General features: G+C 55.4%; 16 protein-coding genes. 14 read left to right on the forward strand and 2 right to left on the reverse strand.

Going from position 1 to position 15,195, the window contains the following annotated elements:
- The first annotated feature begins 18 nt into the window (after positions 1 to 18).
- Together zapE and U5L73_RS10025 are read left to right on the forward strand one after the other, a co-directional pair.
- Positions 19 to 1,116 carry a cell division protein ZapE gene (gene zapE, locus U5L73_RS10020; protein WP_322562223.1) on the forward strand — a complete coding sequence of 366 codons (1,098 nt, stop codon included), beginning with the start codon at positions 19 to 21 and terminating at the stop codon, positions 1,114 to 1,116.
- The gene (locus tag U5L73_RS10025) at positions 1,113 to 1,661 is read left to right on the forward strand and encodes a hypothetical protein (protein WP_322562224.1); all 549 of its coding nucleotides are present in this window, start codon (positions 1,113 to 1,115) and stop codon (positions 1,659 to 1,661) included. Before zapE ends, U5L73_RS10025 begins: the two co-directional genes overlap by 4 nt.
- Before the next feature lie 26 nt (positions 1,662 to 1,687).
- Here the strand turns inward: U5L73_RS10025 and U5L73_RS10030 are convergent, their stop codons facing one another.
- Positions 1,688 to 2,449, reverse strand: coding sequence for a PP2C family protein-serine/threonine phosphatase (locus tag U5L73_RS10030; protein WP_322562225.1), 762 nt, complete (start codon positions 2,447 to 2,449; stop codon positions 1,688 to 1,690).
- Positions 2,450 to 2,607: 158 nt separating this feature from the next.
- On the opposite strand from U5L73_RS10030, the gene U5L73_RS10035 reads away from it, so the two are divergent.
- Positions 2,608 to 2,766, forward strand: coding sequence for a YdcH family protein (locus U5L73_RS10035; protein WP_416221295.1), 159 nt, complete (start codon positions 2,608 to 2,610; stop codon positions 2,764 to 2,766).
- Positions 2,766 to 4,766: an ATP-dependent DNA helicase gene (locus U5L73_RS10040; RefSeq protein WP_322562227.1), complete on the forward strand. Its 2,001-nt coding sequence runs from the start codon at positions 2,766 to 2,768 to the stop codon at positions 4,764 to 4,766. Before U5L73_RS10035 ends, U5L73_RS10040 begins: the two co-directional genes overlap by 1 nt.
- Here the strand turns inward: U5L73_RS10040 and U5L73_RS10045 are convergent.
- Entirely contained in the window at positions 4,735 to 5,541 is an 807-nt protein-coding gene (locus tag U5L73_RS10045; protein ID WP_322562228.1) for an outer membrane protein assembly factor BamD, read from the reverse strand. The genes U5L73_RS10040 and U5L73_RS10045 overlap by 32 nt on opposite strands.
- A 1-nt stretch (position 5,542) precedes the next feature.
- Here U5L73_RS10045 and U5L73_RS10050 point away from each other — a divergent pair, with 1 nt between their 5' ends.
- The 10 genes from U5L73_RS10050 to U5L73_RS10095 all read left to right on the forward strand — a co-directional run bounded on the left by U5L73_RS10050 (position 5,543) and on the right by U5L73_RS10095 (position 15,195).
- A complete protein-coding gene (locus U5L73_RS10050; protein ID WP_416221296.1) occupies positions 5,543 to 6,583 on the forward strand; it encodes an RluA family pseudouridine synthase in 1,041 nt (346 codons plus the stop codon).
- A gap of 105 nt (positions 6,584 to 6,688) precedes the next feature.
- Entirely contained in the window at positions 6,689 to 7,348 is a 660-nt protein-coding gene (gene scpB / locus U5L73_RS10055; protein ID WP_322562229.1) for an SMC-Scp complex subunit ScpB, read from the forward strand.
- Positions 7,345 to 8,571 carry a pseudouridine synthase gene (locus tag U5L73_RS10060; protein ID WP_322562230.1) on the forward strand — a complete coding sequence of 409 codons (1,227 nt, stop codon included), beginning with the start codon at positions 7,345 to 7,347 and terminating at the stop codon, positions 8,569 to 8,571. The genes scpB and U5L73_RS10060 overlap by 4 nt, the downstream gene beginning before the upstream one ends.
- Positions 8,572 to 8,640: 69 nt before the next feature.
- Positions 8,641 to 9,066: a nucleoside-diphosphate kinase gene (gene ndk, locus U5L73_RS10065; RefSeq protein WP_313876022.1), complete on the forward strand. Its 426-nt coding sequence runs from the start codon at positions 8,641 to 8,643 to the stop codon at positions 9,064 to 9,066.
- A gap of 6 nt (positions 9,067 to 9,072) precedes the next feature.
- Positions 9,073 to 10,203, forward strand: a complete 1,131-nt coding sequence (gene rlmN / locus U5L73_RS10070; RefSeq protein WP_322562231.1) for a 23S rRNA (adenine(2503)-C(2))-methyltransferase RlmN — start codon at positions 9,073 to 9,075, stop codon at positions 10,201 to 10,203.
- The gene (gene pilW / locus U5L73_RS10075) at positions 10,181 to 11,053 is read left to right on the forward strand and encodes a type IV pilus biogenesis/stability protein PilW (RefSeq protein WP_322562232.1); all 873 of its coding nucleotides are present in this window, start codon (positions 10,181 to 10,183) and stop codon (positions 11,051 to 11,053) included. The genes rlmN and pilW overlap by 23 nt, the downstream gene beginning before the upstream one ends.
- A complete protein-coding gene (locus U5L73_RS10080; protein ID WP_322562233.1) occupies positions 11,046 to 11,948 on the forward strand; it encodes a helix-turn-helix domain-containing protein in 903 nt (300 codons plus the stop codon). The genes pilW and U5L73_RS10080 overlap by 8 nt, the downstream gene beginning before the upstream one ends.
- On the forward strand, positions 11,948 to 13,216 hold the full coding sequence (gene ispG / locus U5L73_RS10085) for a flavodoxin-dependent (E)-4-hydroxy-3-methylbut-2-enyl-diphosphate synthase (protein WP_322562234.1): 1,269 nt from the start codon (positions 11,948 to 11,950) through the stop codon (positions 13,214 to 13,216). The genes U5L73_RS10080 and ispG overlap by 1 nt, the downstream gene beginning before the upstream one ends.
- A gap of 33 nt (positions 13,217 to 13,249) precedes the next feature.
- Positions 13,250 to 14,530 carry a histidine--tRNA ligase gene (gene hisS / locus U5L73_RS10090; protein ID WP_322563490.1) on the forward strand — a complete coding sequence of 427 codons (1,281 nt, stop codon included), beginning with the start codon at positions 13,250 to 13,252 and terminating at the stop codon, positions 14,528 to 14,530.
- Between the two features lie 17 nt (positions 14,531 to 14,547).
- A complete protein-coding gene (locus tag U5L73_RS10095) occupies positions 14,548 to 15,195 on the forward strand; it encodes a tetratricopeptide repeat protein (RefSeq protein ID WP_322562235.1) in 648 nt (215 codons plus the stop codon).

Consider the following 15,195-nt stretch of genomic DNA (forward strand, 5'->3'; position numbering starts at 1 on the left):
AGCATACCGGAGTAAGCCTTGAGCGTTAAAGAAGCCTACGAGGCGGAGTTGAAGGTGCGTGGATACACAGCCGACCCGGCACAGTTACGTGCCGTGGAGGCCTTGGAGCGTTGTGCCAACGATTGGGCCGCCTACAAAGCGAAGCGCTCGAATGCCCTCAAGAAGCTGATCAATCGGCCCGAGATCCCAAAGGGCGTGTATATGTTCGGCGGGGTAGGGCGGGGAAAGAGCTTCCTCATGGATTGCTTTTTCAATGCCGTTCCGCTCAAGCGTAAAACCCGCTTGCATTTCCATGAATTCATGCGCGAGGTACACCACGAACTGGTGAACCTGCAAGGCACGGTGAATCCGCTGGATGAGCTGGGTAAGCGCATGTCCAAGCGCTACCGCTTGATTTGCTTTGACGAGTTCCACGTGGCGGACATCACCGATGCCATGATCCTTCACCGTTTGCTCAACGCCCTGTTCGACAACGGCGTAGGCTTTGTGACGACCTCGAATTTCAAGCCGGATGATCTCTACCCCGGCGGCCTGCACCGGGACCGCATCTTGCCGGCCATTGCTTTGCTGAACGCGAAGCTGGAGGTGCTCAACGTGGATAACGGGACCGATTACCGCCGGCGCACCTTGGAGGACGCCAAGCTCTACCACGTGCCCAATGGCCCTGTGGCAGATGCAGCGATGACGGCGACCTTCAATGCATTGGCCGAGCAGCATGATGAAGACCCTTTGCTGCATATCGAGTCCCGCCAGATCGGCGCTTTGCGCAAGGCAGGGGGTGTGGTGTGGTTTGACTTTAAGACCTTGTGTGGTGGTCCCCGCTCGCAAAATGATTACCTCGAAATCGCCTCGCGTTTCCACACCGTATTTCTGAGTGGTGTGCCGCACATGCCGGTGCGCATGGCGTCCGAAGCCCGACGCTTCACCTGGTTGGTGGACGTGCTTTATGACCGCCGCGTGAAACTGATCATGTCTGCAGATGTGGCCCCGGAGCAGTTGTATACCGAAGGCCCCATGTCGCATGAGTTTCCGCGCACCGTGTCCCGCTTGACAGAAATGCAGTCCAAAGAGTTTTTGGAGCTGGAGCGTCGTACGGTGGATACCCGATTGACATGAAAATTTTGTCCTTCGTGGTCCGCTTGGTCTTGCTGCAGGTAGTTTTCTTGCCCGCCTTTGCTGATTCGCTAGAGGCAGTAGAGGCAGAGCGACAGCATTTGCAGTTCGAAGGTTCTCGTATCGAGTCGGCGTGCTATGACCGGTTTGCGGTCAATGCCTGCTTGTCAAAGTGGGGCGCTGAACGGCGTGCTCGCGCTGCCGCCTTGCGCAAGCGTGAGCTAGCTTTGCTTGATACAGAGCGGACGGAGCGCACACGCGAACAGCTGGAACGGCTTGAGGACAAGAAAACCGAGCAAACCAAGCGGCTGGAAGAAATGGCCAAAGACCCTGTCACGGAGCGCGTACCCAAAACAGCGCAGGTGCCACAGCCCCTTGACCGACCAGAAGTAAATGACTCGCCGGCTGCGATCAGCCCTGAGCAAGCCCAAGCCAATCGCGCTGCGTTCGAAGCCAAACTGGAAGAAGCTGCACGCCGCAAAGCCGAGGTAGAGAAGCGCATTCAAGACAGGCCCGACAGGGCTGAGCCGCTTCCGATCAATCAGTGATCGCGTAGGCCGGTCGGGAGCCTCGCTTAATGCTGAAGGGTTTCGACTTTGACAATCACGACAGACAAGTTATCACCGCCGCCATGGGCCCGAGAACGCGCTTTCTCGATCAAAAACTCGGTAGCCTCGCGGGCGGAGAGTGTGGAGAGCACGGAGCCCAGTTCGCCATTGTTGAAGTAGTGCCAAACTCCGTCGCTGCACGCCATGAGTACATCACCAGTCCGGAGCTGCGGGATAAAGTGAAAATCGATGGGGGGATCGTTCTCAGTACCGAGGCAGCCCATCAAGATATTTGACTGGGGGTGGGTAGCGGCCTGTTCTTCCGTGATTTCCCCACGATTGATCAAGGCCTGCACGTAAGAATGGTCCATGGTTCGTTTAACGAACCGATTTCCATGGAACTGGTAAACCCGGGAGTCGCCGGTATGGGCCCAATGACAGTCGCCGCCGGGATTGATCAAGAATGCTGCAAGGGTGCTGTGCGGCTCTTCTTCTGAGGAAATCGCGGTCAACTTGATCACGATATGAGCTTCTTCCACCACTTGGCGCAATGTAACGGCCGCGTCGTCAGTTGCGGGATCGTAGCGCTCAAAAAGCTGCTTCGCTGTGAGCATGACTTGGTCTGAGGCTTTCCTGCCGCCACTTCGTCCACCCATGCCGTCAGCCACGATCGCCAAAATGCATCCGTTCACCCTCGGATGTTTGAATAGCGAGACTTGGTCCTGCTGATATTCGCGGTCACCCTTGTGGATGCCGGTAGAGGCGCTGAGGCGGTAACCAGAGGACATGGAGTGGTGCTTGCGAAAAAATCGGTCGTGTGCCGGTGTGGCAGGTCGTATTATCGAGCGGCCGTTGCTTCTGGCGGTCAGTTTAACCACCTTGTCGGCGGCTTTTACCTTTGGAAACTAATCTACATTCACCTGAGCGTCGGCTCATTGAGCTCCGTATGGCGCACAGCGATCTTGACGCATGCATAGACCTTGCATCCTCGCAAGGTGGCATCAAAGATGAGTTGCTGCTTCAGCGCCTCAAGAAACGGCGCTTGGGGTTGCGCGATACCATTTTCCAGCTGCAGCGCAGTCTGGGTCCGAACGAATCCGCCTGATGTCTCAAGTGGTTGCTGCCGTTGAGGCTGTGTTCGGTGATGCAGGCGCGCTCGCACAATCCGTCCCGGAGTACTTGCCTCGCGTAGGGCAGATTCAAATGGCGCATGCGGTCGCTGAAACAATGGAAACAGGCGGAATACTTGTTGTGGAAGCCGGCACAGGGATTGGTAAGACCTATGCTTATCTCGTTCCCTCGCTGCTCAGCGGGCATAAGGTGTTGATATCCACCGCCACCAAAGCGTTGCAGGACCAGTTGTTCGGTCGCGACATTCCGGCGGTCATAGCTATGCTGAAAAGTCCGGCCCGAGTGGCACTGCTCAAAGGTCGTAGCAGTTATCTTTGCCTGCATCGGCTGACTAATGCGCGGCATGACGGGATGCTGCAGACAGCAGCACCGTTGCGTTTGTTGGGGCAAGTGGAGCAATGGGCGGTATCTACTCGTTTCGGGGATGTCGCAGAGGTGCCTGCTTTGGAGGAGTCTGCCCAAGTTTTACCGTTAGTGACCTCCACCCGGGAAAACTGCGGAGCATCCAAGTGCCCCCGTTACACCGATTGTTTTTTGTACAAAGCGCGGCGTGACGCCATGAATGCCGACATGGTGGTGATCAACCACCATTTGTTTTTTGCTGATGCGAATGTGCGGGAGTCCGGAGTGGCTGAATTACTGCCCACCGTGAACACGGTGGTCTTTGATGAAGCGCACCAACTCAATGACATCGGTGTTCAGTTTTTGGGGCGTCAATGGTCGACAGGCCAGGCCTTGGCTTTGGGGCGCGATGTGGTCTTTAGGGGTGCACAGTGCGCGCGTGGGCTTGCCGATTGGCCTCACCTGGTCGAGCAGATGGAAATGGCCGTGGTCGCTCTGCATGCGATGTTCACGGAGCAAGGGGGCGCTCAGCAACGTGCCTTGTGGGCGCTTGGAGTCCCAGACGGTTTGTCTCCTGCGATTTGGACTTCGCGGATGGTGCGCTTTGTGGACACGATCCAGACGCTCACGATGGCGCTCCAGGGGGTGTGCGATGCGCATACTGATTTGCGAACCCTTTTTGAGCGTGCAAGTGCGCTCTTGGAGCAGGTCGAGCGTGCGCTTCTTCCAGTTCAGGATGGGCTGATTCGCTGGGTGGAGTCGGGTGCACGTTTGCGGTGCGTAGAGTCGCCGATGGATATCTCTGAGGCGATGCAAGCCAAGGTGGTCTCGGGTGGTGGGGTTGATTCGCTCAAGTCGTGGGTCTTTACATCGGCCACCTTGGGTGTGGGTAACGACTTGGACTGGTTTCTTGCATCTAGCGGATTGCAAGATGCGGCTTGCTTGCGGATCCCGAGCCCATTCAATTACTCGCAACAAGCGGCTTTGTATGTTCCCAAGTCGTTTGCGCTCCCATCCTCTCAACAACACAGCAGCGCCGTAGCCGCATTGGTGGCGCAGTCGGCGCAGGTGCTCGGGGGGCACACAATGGTACTGACCACCACATTGCGTGCCATGCGACACATTGCAGACAGCATACGCAAGCTGTTGCCTGAGCACTTGGACATTCGCGTGATAGTGCAGGGCGAAGCTTCAAAGCGCGACTTGCTCAATCACTTTCAGTCAAAGCATGGGTCGGGTTTGATCCTAGTGGGGTCGGCCACGTTTTGGGAAGGCGTCGATATTGCCGGTCGCGCTTTGCAATTGTTGGTCATCGACAAAATTCCATTTGCACCGCCCGATGACCCCTTATTGCGGGCGCGCTGCGCCAAGGTGGAGGTCGAAGGGGGGAGCTCGTTCAATGAGGTTCAGCTGCCGATAGCAGGAATCGCCCTAAAACAAGGTGTGGGCCGCTTGATACGCCGGGAATCCGACCGCGGCGTTTTGGTGGTCTGTGATCCCCGCTTGCGCACGATGGCATATGGCCGAAAGTTGCTCTCTGCTTTGCCCGCCATGCGCCCCTTGTCGGAAGAGGCTCAGTATTACGCAGGGCTTGGCGAACTTACCAAAGCTTCCACCACGGATTGGAGTTAGCTTTTCCGCCGCCGGCAAGAAACTCCGATTGCGGGTAGTTCTTGTCGAGGATTCGCTTCGCATCGTCCCGCAACTGGACCATGCCCAGCGCGTCGTACGATTTGTACAAAATAAACAAAGCTTCCTCGGTGGCGGGTACATCCCGGTAATCTGTCAGGCATTGTTGGGCGCGGTTTGCGGCAGCCAGGTAGGCGCCCCGCTTGTAGTAATAGCGTGCCACATGCACTTCAGACTGTGCCAGTGAGCCCACGATGTAGTTCATGCGTTGGCGGGCATCGGGAGTGTATTTCGAGTCGGGAAAGCGTGACGTCAATTCTTTGAAGGATTCGAACGATTCTTTCGCCGCTTTTTGATCACGTTCTGCCAGATCCTGGCGAGTAACTGCCGATAGCAGGCCCAAGTCATCGTTGAAGTTCACGATGCCCTTCAAGTAGATCGCATAGTCCAAAGCCGGGCTGGCTGGGTGGAGTTTGATGAATCGCTCTAGAGTAGCCAGAGACTGTGCCTGTTCGCCAGCTTTGAAGTGGGCGTAGGCTTTATCGAGCTGAGCTTGCTGTGCCAACGGAGTTCCCGCCGCGCGCGCTTCGAGCTTCTCCAGTAAAGGCACCGCTTTGTCCCATTGTGAAGACCCCATTTCGTCTTTTGCTTCCGCGTACAAGCGATTCGGGCTCATGCCTGCGGTTTTATCGACGGGAGCGCTGGAGCAGGCCACGAGCAGGCTGGCCAAAGCCGCCAGCATGGGGGCATAAACGACCGATAATTTCGCACGCAGCATTTTGGGGACCTTCTTGATACAAACCACGAGAATTATATCGACGCACTCTGCGGAACAAGAGGTGGAAGACCCCTCGGATATCGCGGGTGAGACGGAGCTACGTCACTTCGTTTTCTCGGCGGATGTCCATGGGGAGCGCTTGGATCGCGCGCTCGCTTTTCATGTGGAAGAATTCTCGCGCAGCTATTTGCAACAACTGATAGAGCTGGGGTTGGTGCAACTGAATGGTCGCGTGGTCTTGAAGACTTCAGTCAAGGTCAAGGTAGGCGACTCTGCAGTGATTGAACTGCGCCCGACGCCTCAAAGCCAGGCTTTCAAGCCTGAGTCCATTTCTCTGGATGTGGTGTACGAGGATGAGCATGTTCTGGTGATTAACAAACCACCCGGTTTAGTGGTTCACCCGGCGCCGGGGAACTGGAGTGGAACTTTGTTGAACGGCTTGCTGGCGTACAGTGCTCACGCGTCTTTGGTTCCTCGTGCCGGTATTGTCCATCGCTTGGACAAGGACACCAGTGGCCTGATGGTGGTGGCACGCACGCGGCTTGCCATGGATTTTTTGGTGAAAGCAATTGCGGCCAGGGAGGTCAGTCGCCAGTATTTCGCGATCGCCCACAAGGCATGGCCGTGGCAGGGGCTAAAGACTGTTAGCGCGCCGATTGGTCGGGATCCGCGAAACCGATTGAAAATGGCGGTGGTGGACTTGGGTCTACACGCGGGCAAAGAAGCCAGAACAGACTTTGAGTTGCTGTTAACCAGTCAGGTCGCTTGCTGGGTTCGCTGTATTCTGCACACCGGCCGCACGCACCAAATCCGGGTCCACATGGCGCACCTCGGACACCCTTTGGTCGCTGACCCGGTTTATGGTGGTGCCCCGGCGGCGGATATGGGTCGACAAGCCTTGCATGCCTGCCGGTTGGCATTTCAACATCCTGTCACAGGTGCCAATTTGACTTTTGAGTCGCCACCGCCGCCCGATTTCTTGGCACTTTCTGTTCAATTGGGGCTCGGTTACAATCCAGTCACCAAACCGGGAGGTTTGTAATTACGGTTCACGTAGGGTAGTCGATCCAAGCAAGCAGCTTCTCCTACCTAGTGCGGTTGACTCCGGTCCGCAACAAACACCGGTTTCCATCTTTGAGTCCAGACTATGAACATGGTCGATGCTAAGCGTGTGCTCGAAACCGCTTTGATTTGTTCACCTCAGCCTTTGACGGTTCGCGTGCTGAGAGAGCTATTTGCCGATGAAATCGGTGCAGATACGGTCAAGTCCTTGTTGCTGGAACTCCAGATGGAGTGGGCTGAGCGCGGTGTAGAGTTGGTGAGTGTGGCCTCTGGCTGGCGATTTCAGAGTCGTCCCGAGATGCGGGAGTTTCTGGACAGGCTCCACCCGGAGAAACCCCCCAAGTACACCCGTGCGACGCTGGAGACTTTGGCCATCATCGCTTACCGGCAACCGGTTACGCGCGGGGACATGGAAGACATTCGGGGAGTCACGATCAGTTCACTGTTGATCAAGCAGTTGGAGGATCGGGGTTGGGTAGAAGTGATCGGGCATCGTGAGGCGCCCGGGAGACCGGCGCTTTATGCGACAACGCGGCAGTTTTTGGACGATTTGGGCTTGAGCTCTTTGGATCAGCTTCCTTTGTTGGAGTCGCCAGATCGCGGCAAAGACCCCGTGAAGGATTTTGGCGATATGTTGGGGGTTTCGGATCATGCCTCAATGAGTACCGAAGCGACCGAGGGTCAACAGTTAACTATGCCATTGCAAGCGACTTCGCACGCAGTGGAAAACGGAACATCACTATGAACGATAACGACAATATCAATGACGCTGAAGCTTCTCATGCCATTGAAGCCCCCGCTCCATTGGAAAGCACTTCTGTGAAAGTGGGAGGGAACCGCTTTGATGATGTTATCTCCGGCCAATTCGATGCAGATGAAGCCGCAGAAGATGTCAGCTTGCCTAAGCGGGTCTTGGCGCCGCTCGCCGAGACCCCGAAGTTGCACAAAGTACTTGCCCAGTCGGGAATGGGGTCGCGGCTTGAAATGGAGCAGCTGATTCTCGAAGGGCGGATTTCGGTGAACAACGAACCTGCCCACATCGGGCAGCGGATTCAGTTTGGTGACAACATCAAGGTCAACGGTAAGCCGATTCGCTTTCGAATCGACCCGCCACCTGCACGCGTGATTGCGTATCACAAGCCAGTCGGTGAGGTAGTGACCCATGATGACCCCCAAAATCGGCCCACTGTGTTTCGCCGTTTGCCAAAGCTCCACCAAGGGAAGTGGCAATCCGTCGGGCGATTGGATTTGAATACGGAAGGCTTGTTGTTGTTTACCAGCTCGGGCGAGTTGGCTAACAATCTGATGCACCCGCGATTCGGCTTGGAGCGCGAATATGCAGTGCGTGTTTTGGGCGCACTCACGAAAGAGGAAAAGCAAGCCCTGATAAGTGGCGTTCAGCTGGACGACGGAATCGCACAATTTGGCTCCATTGAAGACGGCGGTGGTGAAGGATCTAACTGCTGGTATCGCGTTACCATTTCTGAGGGCCGCAACCGCGAGGTTCGCCGTATGTTGGAGTCTGTCGGGCATGCGGTAAGCCGACTCATCCGGATTCGCTACGGCGCCATGGTGCTTCCACGGGGTCTTAAGCGCGGTGCTTGGATGGAATTGGATGAATCTGACATCCGCTTGCTGATGCAGGCAGCCGGAACACCCAAACCCCGTCTCCATGAAGAGGGAGCTGCCGGTGGCGGTGGTGCGCGCTCGCGTGGGCGCGGCGGTCGGCAGGGCGGGCGTGGTCCGGCGTACCCGAGGGATGCTGCGCCACCAGCACCTCCTGCCCGTCAAGGACGGGGTAAACCCCCTCGTCAAGTCACACGCCAAGAGGGTAGCAGTCAACCTGATCCGATGAAAACATCTTTGGGTTACATCGGTGCAGACAGCTTTTCGCAACAGCGGCAAGAGGCAAGCGGCCGAGGTCGCCCGGGTGGCGGTCAGCGCCGTTCGGGCGGCAGAAGTCGTTAATGCGAGTGTTAAACTCGCCGGCTTTGTCCATCTAGGGCAAATACAATTTTTTTCTAATCGGGAATTACTATGGCAATCGAACGCACACTTTCTATCATCAAACCTGACGCAGTCGCCAAGAACGTGATCGGTCAGATCTACGCTCGCTTTGAAGCCGCTGGACTGAAGGTCGTGGCTGCACGCATGGCACACCTGTCGCGCGGCGAAGCAGAGGCTTTTTACGCTGTGCACAAAGAGCGTCCTTTCTTCAAGGACTTGGTGGACTTCATGGTCTCCGGTCCTGTGATGATCCAAGCCTTAGAAGGCGAAGGCGCAATCGCTAAAAACCGCGACCTGATGGGCGCAACCGACCCTAAAAAGGCTGCTGCAGGTACCATCCGCGCTGACTTCGCTGACAGCATCGATGCCAATGCAGTGCACGGCTCTGACGCTCCAGAAACTGCAGCTGTGGAAATCGGCTTCTTCTTTGCTGGTATGAACGTTTACTCGCGTTAATTCAGTATGGCGGTCAATTTGCTCGATTTCGACCTCGAGGGTCTGGCCGCCTTCTGCGAAAGCTTAGGCGAGAAAAAGTTTCGCGCAACTCAGCTATTTCGTTGGGTTCATCAAAAAGGCGCAGACCAATTTGATGACATGAGCGACCTCGCCCGATCTCTCAGAGACAAATTAAAAGGCAATGCTGAAATCACCGCATTGCCTGTAATGACGCAGCATATATCTGCTGACGGAACCATCAAATGGCTGTTTGATGTCGGTGGCGGTGACGCTGTCGAAACAGTTTTTATCCCGGAGTCCGATCGAGGAACGCTTTGTATTTCCTCGCAGGCGGGTTGCGCGGTGGGTTGTCGTTTTTGCTCGACCGGCCACCAGGGATTCAGTCGAAATTTGAAGACGTGGGAGATTTTGGCGCAGCTGTGGTTTGCTGAGCACTTCCTGCGCAAGCATCTTGGGGTTCAAGAGCGCGTCATCTCCAATGTGGTGATGATGGGCATGGGGGAGCCGCTCCAAAATTACGCCGCCTTGGTGCCTGCACTAAGGACCATGCTGGACGACCATGGCTATGGTTTGTCTCGACGGCGAGTGACGGTCTCAACTTCTGGCGTGGTTCCAATGATGGATCGTCTCAAAGACGATTGTCCAGTGGCGTTAGCCGTGTCTTTGCACGCACCTACAGATGTATTGCGTGACAATTTGGTGCCCTTGAACAAGAAGTACCCACTCGTAGAGCTCTTGAGCGCATGCAAGCGTTACCTCGAAAGAGCGCCGCGCGATTTCATTACGTTTGAATATTGCATGCTCGATGGCGTTAACGACAGCCCCGAACAAGCGCGAGCCTTGCTGGCACTGGTTCGCGAGGCCGATATTCCCTGCAAGTTCAATCTGATTCCGTTTAACCCTTTTCCAGCGTCGGGGCTTTTGCGCTCGAAGAACAATGTGGTCCAGGAGTTCGCCCGGATTTTGCTGGATGGTGGGCTTGTGACTACGGTTCGCAAAACGCGGGGGGATGATATCGACGCGGCGTGCGGACAGCTCGCCGGTGACGTCAAAGATCGCACGAATGTGAGCAACCGGATAAGCAAGCAACGTACGATCATGCTGCAGCAAATCGGTGAGCAAAAAAACTTCAATTGAAATGGGGCTCGCGATGACTGACAGTAGGCAATCGACGGTGAAAGTCGCTGAGCGTAAGCTCGCCTTTATGTTGGGGGGGGCTTTGGCGATTGCTGTGTTGGGTTTCCTTCAGGGCTGCTCATCCGCTCCTTCCATTTCACCTGGTACAGACATTGCAACCGATTCCGACGAGACGCCAGCCCGCAAGCGTGCCAAGATTCGATTGGAGTTGGCGGCTGGCTACTACAGCAATGGTCAAACGCGGGTTGCGCTTGACGAGATCAAGCAGTCCATTGCTGCCGATCCGGGAATTTACGAAGCGCACAATTTGCGCGGTTTGATTTACATGCAACTCAATGATTTTGGGTTGGCAGATGAGAGCTTCAAGCGTGCGCTTCAGTTAAGCCCACAGGCGGCAGCTGTTCAGCACAATTATGGTTGGATGCTCTGTCAGCAAGGGCGGATGCCAGAGGCCTACGCTAATTTTTCTGCAGCAATTAACAACCCCCTGTACCAAGAGCGCGCCAAATCGTGGATGGCGCTTGGCGTTTGTCAGAAAACTGCGGGTTTGCGAGACGAGGCACTGGTGAGTCTGACCCGGGCGCTCGAGCTGGAGCCGGGCAATCCGGTTGCAGGCTACAACTTGGCTCTGTTGTTTGTTCTGCGCGGAGATTTATCGAGAGCGCAATCTCAGATCCGTCGCGTGAATAACAGCGAGTTTGCGAATTCTGAGACGCTATGGCTGGGCGTAAAGATTGAGCGCAGGTTAGGGAACCGAGATTCTGCGGCTCAGTTGGGGACACAGTTGGCGAAAAGGTTCCCGGTATCTAAAGAGGCAAGTTTGCTTGAGCGAGGGGCGTTTGATGAGTGAAGCGGGTGGCGAGGCGGCAGAGCAGGGCAGTGTTGTGACCAACAATCTGCCCAGTGCCGGTGAAATGCTGCGCAATGCGCGCGAAGCGGCTGGGTTGCACATCGCTGCGCTTGCTGTTTCCATGAAGGTTCCAGTCAAGAAGTTGGAGGCGCTGGAGTCAGACCGGATAGATTTGTTGCCAGATGCGGTATTCGTGCGGGCTCTGGCCTCCAGTGTTTGTCGTGCGCTGAAAATTGATCCGGCCCCCGTTCTTGAGCGCTTGCCGCATGTGGTGGCTCCCCAGTTTCAAGTGGCGGATCGAGGAATTAACGAGCCCTTCAAGGATCAACAAAATTGGGTCAAATCTTCGATGCTGGATATCGTGAAGAGACCGAGTGCATTGTTAGTACTTGGGCTGTTGACATGCGCTGTGTTGGTTTTTGCTATTCCAAGTGTGCAGTTGCCCGGCTGGCTCACCACTTCGGAGACTGAGCCCACAGAGCTAATGCCTCCAGCGGATTCAGTACCTGGCATGAGTGCACCAAAGCCAGAGTCCAACGATAAGGCTGCTGGCGTTGAAGTTGTTCCAAGTGCTACTGTTCCCCCGCAAAACACGGCAAGTCAGGTAGTGGCAGTTGCGCCCGAGCCGCCAGTGCCTGCCAGCGGTAGTCAAACCGGAGAGGATTTTTTACTCGTCCGTGCCAAGGGAACTACTTGGGTACAAGTGGTTGATGCCAATGGTGCGGTTTTATTGCGCAGGACATTGCAAGGCGGCACCACTACCGCAGTGAATGGAGTACCGCCTCTGGCAGTCGTTGTGGGTAAAGCAGACCTTGCAGAGGTCGAAGTTCGGGGTAAGCCGTTTGTGATGACGGATGTTTCAAAAGATAACGTTGCTCGTTTCGAGGTGAAGTAGTGGACCAAGGATTACCTATTGCATTAGCGCAGCCCTTGCCTCGCAGGAGTTTGCAGTCAGAGGTCAGGTGGGGCAGTCATGTCGTCACTGTGGGCGGCGCGGCTCCTGTGCGTATTCAATCCATGACGAATACCGATACCGAAGATGCGATCGGTACCGCGATTCAGGTGAAAGAGCTGGCAGCGGCGGGCTCAGAGCTGGTCCGAATCACGGTGAACACACCCGAAGCAGCCCAAGCAGTGCCTCATATTCGGGCGCAATTGGATCGTATGGGTGTCAATGTCCCGTTGATCGGTGACTTTCATTTCAACGGTCATCGCTTGTTGACTGACTACCCTGAATGTGCGGAGTCGTTGTCCAAGTACCGTATCAATCCCGGGAATGTGGGCAAGGGTGACAAACGTGACCGTCAGTTTGCACAAATGATCGAAGCGGCTATCCGTTGGGACAAGCCGATCAGAATCGGAGTGAACTGGGGTAGCTTGGATCAAGAGCTTTTGGCATCCTTGATGGATGAAAACAGCCGCAGGTCTCAGCCCTGGGATGCCAAGCAGGTCATGTATGAAGCACTGATTACCTCTGCCATTACTTCCGCAGAGAAAGCCGAAGAAATCGGCTTGCACGGGCATCAAATTATGTTGTCCTGCAAGGTCAGTGGTGTGTCCGATCTGGTCGCTGTATATCGGGAGCTCGCCCGACGCTCAAAGTATGCGTTGCACTTGGGGTTGACCGAAGCTGGAATGGGCACCAAGGGCACGGTGGCCTCTGCCACTGCCTTGGGCATTCTTTTGCAAGAGGGCATTGGCGACACCATTCGTGTATCACTGACACCCGCTCCCGGTGAAGCGCGGACTCAGGAAGTGATTGTCGCTTCCGAGATCATTCAATCACTCGGTTTGCGCAAGTTTGTGCCCAGTGTTACGGCCTGTCCAGGTTGCGGCAGGACCACCAGCACCACATTCCAAGAGCTCACCAAGCAGATCGACGATTTCTTAAGAGATCAGATGCCGGTTTGGCGCAAACAGTATCCTGGTGTCGAAAACATGAAGGTGGCCGTGATGGGCTGCATTGTCAACGGGCCGGGGGAGAGTAAGCATGCTGATATCGGCATCAGCCTTCCCGGCACAGGCGAGGCCCCTGCAGCCCCAGTTTACATCGACGGTGAAAAGAAAATGACCCTGCGCGGGGACTCCATCGCCAGCGAGTTCCAAACGGTGGTCGAGAATTACATCAAGGCGCGCTTCACGCCTCCATCCCCTCAAGCTTGAGAATTTATGTCAAAGAAAAATAGTCCACGCAAGGTGGACAAAATCGTTGCAGTCAAAGGTATGAACGATATTCTTCCGCCGCAATCTGCGTCGTGGGAAGCGCTGGAATCATTGGTTCGTAACGTGATGCGCCGGTTTGCTTTTGAAAATATTCGCACCCCGATCGTCGAGCCTACCGCATTGTTTGTGCGTGGGCTAGGCGAGGTGACGGATATTGTTGAGAAGGAAATGTATTCATTCGAGGATCGCTTGAATGGTGAAGCCCTGACGTTGCGCCCTGAAAACACCGCAGGTGTTGTGCGCGCTGTGGTCGAGCATTCTTTGCTCTACAACGGTCCCAAACGCTTGTATTACATGGGCCCTATGTTCCGGCATGAACGCCCGCAGCGGGGTCGCTACCGTCAATTCCACCAGATCGGCGCCGAGGCCTTGGGTTTCGGTGGGCCTGAGGTGGATGCAGAGGTCATCCTCATGGCGCACATGCTATGGCAAGAGCTGGGTCTGAAGGATATCGAGTTGCAGATCAACAGCTTAGGCCAACCGGAGGAGCGACACCGGCATCGGGCGGCACTCATTGAGCATTTTGAGTCTCATAAGGACGCTCTTGATGAGGAGGCCAAGCGCCGTTTGCACTTGAATCCACTGCGTCTGTTGGACTCCAAGAATCCTGCTATGCAGCCTGTGATTGAGGCCGCGCCCAAGTTGATTGATTTTCTTGGCAGCGCTTCCAAGGCACATTTAGATTCGGTTCTCCGACTCCTCGAAAGCCACGGGGTTCCCTACACCATCAATCCTCGCTTGGTCCGCGGTATGGACTATTACAACTTGACTGTTTTTGAGTTCGTGACAACCAAACTCGGATCACAGGGGACTGTCTGTGCCGGCGGTCGCTACGACTACTTGATTGAACAAATAGGCGGCAAGCCGGCTCCCGGCGTGGGCTGGGCCATGGGGGTCGAACGCGTTCTGGAGCTGATTCAAGAATCTGTGCGCCCACTTCCGACACCTGTCCTGGATGTGTTTGCGGTTATTTTGGATTCCGACTATTTACCGTCTGTGATGCCGGTTTTGTCGTCGCTGCGCCTGGCTGGTTTATCAGTGCAGATGCAGGCAAGCACGCCAGAGGGCATGCCCAGTCTCAAGTCTCAATTCAAGCGTGCCGACAGTTCTGGGGCGCGCTACGCATTGGTGTTCGGGCCCGATGAAATATCCTCGGGACAGGTCACCATCAAATCACTAAGAAACGCGGATGTTCCGCAAGTCACTATTGCGCTTACTGAAGTAGCTCAATGGGCGTCGCATCAAGCGTCATAAGCATAAACAGGCACACCATGGCAAACCATTTAGATCTCGAAGAACAAGAGCAACTTGACCAGTTCAAGCATTTTTGGAAGCAGTACGGCAATGCAATCACTTGGGTGTTGATCGCAGTCCTCGGGAGCTTCGCCGCATGGAACGGATACCATTGGTGGAATAAGCGCCAAGCGGAGCAAGCATCAGCCATGTATGAAGAGGTTGAACGTCTGATCGGAACAGGAAATCTGGTTGCGTCTACCCGTGCCTTTGATGATATGAAGCAACGCTTCCCTTCTGTTTTTTACACCCAGCAATCTGGTTTGAATTTGGCCAAAGTGGCCTATCTTTCCGGCAAGCCGGACGTAGCGAAAACTGCCTTGACTTGGGTTGCAGGTAGCAAGGCAGATACCGGCCTTGCCGCTTTGGCTAAAGTGCGTCATGCGGGTCTGTTAATCGAGTCGCAAGAGTTTGATGAAGCGGGTAAGTTGTTGTCTACCGACTTCCCGTCCGAATTCGGTGGATTGGTCGCTGACAAACGTGGGGACTTGGCGCTATCTCAAGGAAAAAGTGACGATGCGGCCCAAAGATTCAATGAAGCGCTCAAGCTATTGCCCCAGCAAGACCAGTATCGGCGCTTGGTTGAGGTCAAACTCGCAGCGCTAGGCTCTACCGAAGCGAAGTGA

It is taken from the genome of Rhodoferax sp. (genome assembly GCF_034520025.1).
Taxonomy (GTDB): domain Bacteria; phylum Pseudomonadota; class Gammaproteobacteria; order Burkholderiales; family Burkholderiaceae_C; genus Allorhodoferax.